Below are 4,846 nucleotides of genomic sequence, written 5' to 3'. Positions count from 1 at the left end.
GCGTGGCGACGGGCGACACCCCCGCCACCGACGCCGTCACCGAGGCCGCGCCGGAGGCGTGGGGCGCGGGCCCGGGGCCCCCCGCGGGCGCCGCCGCGGCGGGCGCGGGCGTCCCGGGCCCCCCCTCCTGGCCGGGGCCGCTCCAGAGGTCGTGCCACATCGGCAGCCTCTGGTCGCCCGCGTGCCCGCGCTGCATGAAGAAGAGCGCGGTCAGGTCGCGGGCCGGGTCGTTGTACCAGGCGGTGCCGTAGTAGCCGGACCACCCGTAGCTGCCGGCCGAGGGGCCGAGCCGACTGGGCCGGGTCAGCACCGACACCCCGAAACCCCAGCCCATCTCGTTGAAGAACCCCGGCCAGAACCCGGAAACGGCCTTCTGCGCCGCGGTCAGCCGGTCGCCGGTCATCAGCGCCACCGACGGCCCGGACAGCACCCGTTCGCCGCCGTGGGAACCGCCGGCCAGCAGGGCCGAGGCGAAGGCGGAGAAGTCTTGGGCGGTCGAGACGAGCCCGCCGCCACCCGATTCGAACGGCGGCGGCCGGCTCCACCGCCCGTCGCGGCCGTCCTCGACCACCGGCTCGCCGGTGTCGGCGTGGTCGCGGCGGTACGCCGTCGCGAACCGGTCGGAGTCCCCGCCGGCCACGCTGAAGGCGGTGTCCTTCATCCCGAGCGGGTCGCAGATGCGCTCGCGCAACGCTTCCCCGAAGGACATGCCGGTGGCCCGGGCGATGAGCACGCCGGTCACGTTGGAGGCGGTGTCGTACATCCAGCGCTCACCCGGCTGGTGGGCCAGCGGCAGCGCGCCCAACCGGCGCATCCACTCGTCCGGCGACGAGTAGTCGAGCGCGCCCAACGCGTCCGCGATCGGGATCTTCCCGGGCCCGGTGGGGATCACGCCGGTGCCGAAGGTGTACGTCAGCAGGTCCCGCAGCGTGATCGGCCGTTCCGCCGGCACGGTCCGGTCCAGCGGCCCGGCGGGATCGGCGAGCACGGTCATGTCCGCCAGTTCCGGGAGGAGGTCGTCGACCGGGTCGTCCAGGCGCAGGGTGCCGTCGTCGACCAGCGTCATCGCGCACGCGGCGACGAGCGGCTTGGTCATCGACGCCAGGCGGCAGATCGTGTCGGCCGCCATCGGCGTCCCCGACCCCGCGCCCTCGAAGGCGAGCGTGCCCGTCGCCACGACGCGCACCTCGCCGCGACGGGCGAGCACGGCCACCGCACCGGGCACGAAACCGGACTCGACCTGGCGCTCCAACACCTCCCGCACCCGCGCCAACCGTCCCGACGACAAGCCACCGGCGGCCATCCGCCTCCCCCTCCGTCCGCACGTCGCCCAGCGCGCGACGACCGTAGCCCGCAGGCCGACGCCGGGGGAGGAGCGCGCGTCCCGGCACTACGGCTCCCCGGCCTGACCCGCCACCCGCTCACGGCCGACGGCCGGTTGTGACCGGTTCCGTCCTCACCGGTGCGTGCTCGTCGCGGTGGCCGAGCACGGCACGCATCCCAGCCCGGCACCGCTCGTCGTCCGGACCGGGGATCGGCGTCCCCGGCCGCCGCCGGCCCGGACAGCGGTGGACAAGCGCCCGCCGGAGCGAACCGGCCATTACCAGTTGTCGGTTATCTCCACCGAGCGTGAAGGAGCGGGCGGCCGTTCGACCGAACCCCGTTGACCGGGAACATAAGCGCTGGTCAGGCTGCATGTCTGGACTCGGGCGAGTGAGAGGTCGACCCCGTCAACCCTGCGTCGGGGCGCACTCGTCCCGGTTCTCCAGGAGGAGCCGACCGTGCGTCCCTTCCCCCGAACGTTCTTCGTCCTGGCCGCCGCGACCACCGTCGCCGGCCTCGCCACCACCGCCGCCTCGGCCGAACCGCCGCACCAGGCGGAGATCGTCACCGCGACGGCGTCCGCGACCGTCCACCCCATCAAGGACTCCTACATCGTCCTGCTCGGCGCCACGGCCCGCAGCGGCGCGAGCGTGGCCGCCACGGCGGGCGTCACGCCGACCCGGGTCTGGGACGCGGCGCTGCACGGGTTCGCCGCCAAGCTCACCCCGGCGCAGCTGCGCAAGCTCAGCCGCGACCCGGCGGTCGTGACGATCGAGCAGGACGTGCTGGTCACCGACGCGCTCGACGCGACCCAGGCCAACCCGCCGTCGTGGGGCATCGACCGCATCGACCAGACGGCCCTGCCGCTGTCCAAGAGCTACACCTACAACTACACCGGCGCGGGCGTGCACGCCTACGTCATCGACACCGGTATCACGCCGGGCCACGCGGACTTCGGCGGCCGGGCCACGTTCGACTACAACGGCATCGACGCCGACAACACCGACTGCCACGGGCACGGCACGCACGTCGCCGGCACGGTCGGCTCGGCCACCTACGGCGTCGCCAAGGGCGTGCGGCTGCACGGCGTGAAGATGATGAACTGCTCGGGCAGCGCCACGACCACGTCGGCGCTCAACGCGATCAACTGGGTCACCGCCAACCACACCAAGCCGGCCGTGGCGAACACGTCGTGGAACTTCACCGCCTCGGCGAGCCTGGAGACCGCGATCCGCAACATGATCGCCGCGGGCGTCTTCCTGGCCACCTCGGCGGGCAACACCGGCGGCAACTCGTGCGACCGCCTGCCGCGCAAGGTGGAGACGGCCAGCGTGGTGGCGTCGTCCACGAGCGCCGATGTCCGGTCGGCGAGCTCCAGCACGGGCGCGTGCGTGGACCTCTACGCGCCGGGCAACCTGATCGTCTCGACCGTGCGCACCGGCGGCTCGGGCACGATGAGCGGCACCTCCATGGCGACGCCGCACGTGACGGGCGTGGCCGCGCTGTACAAGCAGCGGTTCGGCGACCAGTCGTCGGCCACCGTGCACAACTGGCTGAACGCCGGCGCCACGCCGAACGTGATCGCCGGCGGCGACACGGGCGGCACGGTCAACCGCCTGCTGTTCACCAACGGCCTGTGAGTTCCCCCGGCGCGCGGGGACGACGCCCCGCCTCGCGCGCCGGGGCCCCGCTCCCGGTTGTGCCTGGAGACGTTGAGCATCCCGGTGCCCCGCCGCAGCCGCCGGGACGGTGGTCACCCCTTCGCGAAGCGCAGGAAGGAAACGACAGCCCCGGCCCCGCAAGAGGGACCGGCCGACCATCGGACCCGCGGTTCACAGCTGACCGCGGCCTCGACCCCGCGATCGGGCGCGCAGCGCGGCGTGCCGGGCCCCGGTTCCCAGGTGCCGCTCCCGCCGGGCCCGGACGTGGCCTTGTCGGGCGGCGTGGCGGCGGCGGGGCGAGGACGGGCCGTGGACGTGCTCGTCACCCTCGAACAGCCGCCGCCGATCGCGTTGGAGCAGCGGGACGTGGATGCGTTCGCGGGTGGGCACGCCCGGTGCGGTGCGCGGGACGAGGTCGTCGGCCAGCCAGAGGAACACGCGCTCGGGGCGTTCGGCGGGCGGGGCGGTACGGCGGAGTTCGCTCATGGGTTTCGTGGACTCCAGTGCTCGTGCGGGAGGCGCGGTGCGGTGCACTGCCTCGGGACCGGTGGTGTGCGGCCGGCACCGATCACGCGGTGCGGGTTTCGCATGGCACGGCGGAGGGCGGCGGGGAGGTGCTCGAACCCGCCGTCGGCCTCTTGGTCGTCACTGGTCACTGCCGCATGTCGGCCATGATGTGCAGCCGGCCGACCGCGGTCAACGGGTTTTCGGGATGCTCACGGCTCGACCGGCCCGACCCGCGGGCAGGACTGCGGGCAGGACTGCGGACCGGGCGAAGTGGCTCCGGTCAGATCGGGAACCGGCCGCGGCGCCACTGCCAGTGGCGGCCGGCCTCGAGGTGGTCCACGGCCGCGCGTTGGAGCGCGGTGCGGCGCGGCAGTTGGTCCAGCGGTGTGGTCAAGGTGCGGAACACGAACCGCAGCACCTCGACGTCGGCGTCGATCCCCTCGGGCTGCTCGTAGGGTTCCAGCTCGAACCTCCGCTGGAACCGGACGATGTTGGAGTCCTCGGGCAGGTAGTCCAGCAGTTGCGGGTCGAGCAGCCACGAGCCGCAGGAGAACGCCGTGTGACGCTCGTCGGGGAAGTGGCGCGGGAAGAACGCGCGGGCCTGGTCCAGCGATGCCTCGACCGCCTGCGGGGTCAGCGGTCCGGACTCGGGGACGTGCAGGTCGAGCGTGGTGTCGCCGCGCTGGAACTGCAACCGGCCCAGCTCGTAGACGCCGCCGCGCGCGTGCAGGGTCAGCCAGCTCTGCATGACCGGCCAGCCCTCGCCGCGCATCCTCCGGTCGACCGCGAGGTTGCGCCCCAGGTCCGCCAGGGTCGCGTACGACACGGACTCGGGGATGCCGTGGTCGCGGTGATACCCCACGACGACTTCGACCAACGCCAGGTAGGCGTACACGTACAGGTGCCGCCAAGCGGGACCCCGGTCACGCGGCAACTCCGGACCGGGCACCAGCCAGCCGTACCCTCCGAGATCGGCGCGGACCAGGGCGGTGGAGCGGTCCAGCAGCCACCGCAACTCCGGGGTCCACCAGGGAGATCCGGGATCGGGCCAGCCGGCGATGATCTCGGCGGCGTCGTCGGGCCGCACCGCCAGGCGGGCGAGGAGCGCGGACGCGTCGGACTTGGCGGGCAGCGGAGCCGAGGGCAGGTCGCCCGCGAGCCGGTGCACGCGCTCGACGTCCTCGACGGGCACCCCGAGCCGGGCGGCCATGGCGTCCAGGTCCACGCGCGCGACCCTACCAGCCAGGCCGATCCACACCCCCGCCTCCGGACGGACGATCGGACGACACCGAGGTCCGCATGCCGTGTGCACGGTCGGTGGGGGGGGGGGGGGGGGGGGGCGCGCGCCGGCGCGG

At 73.9% G+C, this 4,846-nt stretch carries 4 protein-coding genes; 1 reads left to right on the top strand and 3 read right to left on the bottom strand.

Features of this window, described 5'->3' with window-relative positions; all coding sequences use genetic code 11:
• Window positions 1-1,303, bottom strand: a 1,303-nt coding sequence (locus ACFXGA_RS24640; RefSeq protein ID WP_378091493.1) for a serine hydrolase domain-containing protein, incomplete at its 3' end; no start/stop codon positions are given.
• A gap of 478 nt (window positions 1,304-1,781) precedes the next feature.
• On the opposite strand from ACFXGA_RS24640, the gene ACFXGA_RS24635 reads away from it, so the two are divergent.
• Window positions 1,782-2,963: a S8 family peptidase gene (locus tag ACFXGA_RS24635; RefSeq protein WP_378091491.1), complete on the top strand. Its 1,182-nt coding sequence runs from the start codon at window positions 1,782-1,784 to the stop codon at window positions 2,961-2,963.
• Window positions 2,964-3,155: 192 nt separating this feature from the next.
• On the opposite strand, the gene ACFXGA_RS24630 is transcribed toward ACFXGA_RS24635, so the two are convergent.
• Both ACFXGA_RS24630 and ACFXGA_RS24625 read right to left on the bottom strand, forming a co-directional pair.
• Window positions 3,156-3,470 carry a hypothetical protein gene (locus ACFXGA_RS24630; RefSeq protein ID WP_378091489.1) on the bottom strand — a complete coding sequence of 105 codons (315 nt, stop codon included), beginning with the start codon at window positions 3,468-3,470 and terminating at the stop codon, window positions 3,156-3,158.
• 301 nt (window positions 3,471-3,771) lie between these two features.
• Entirely contained in the window at window positions 3,772-4,716 is a 945-nt protein-coding gene (locus ACFXGA_RS24625; RefSeq protein WP_378091487.1) for an acyltransferase domain-containing protein, read from the bottom strand.
• Between the last annotated feature and the right edge of the window lie 130 nt (window positions 4,717-4,846).

The sequence above is a fragment of the Actinosynnema sp. NPDC059335 genome (genome assembly GCF_042752395.1).
Lineage (GTDB): Bacteria > Actinomycetota > Actinomycetes > Mycobacteriales > Pseudonocardiaceae > Actinosynnema.
This window is presented reverse-complemented; position numbering and strand designations above follow the sequence as displayed.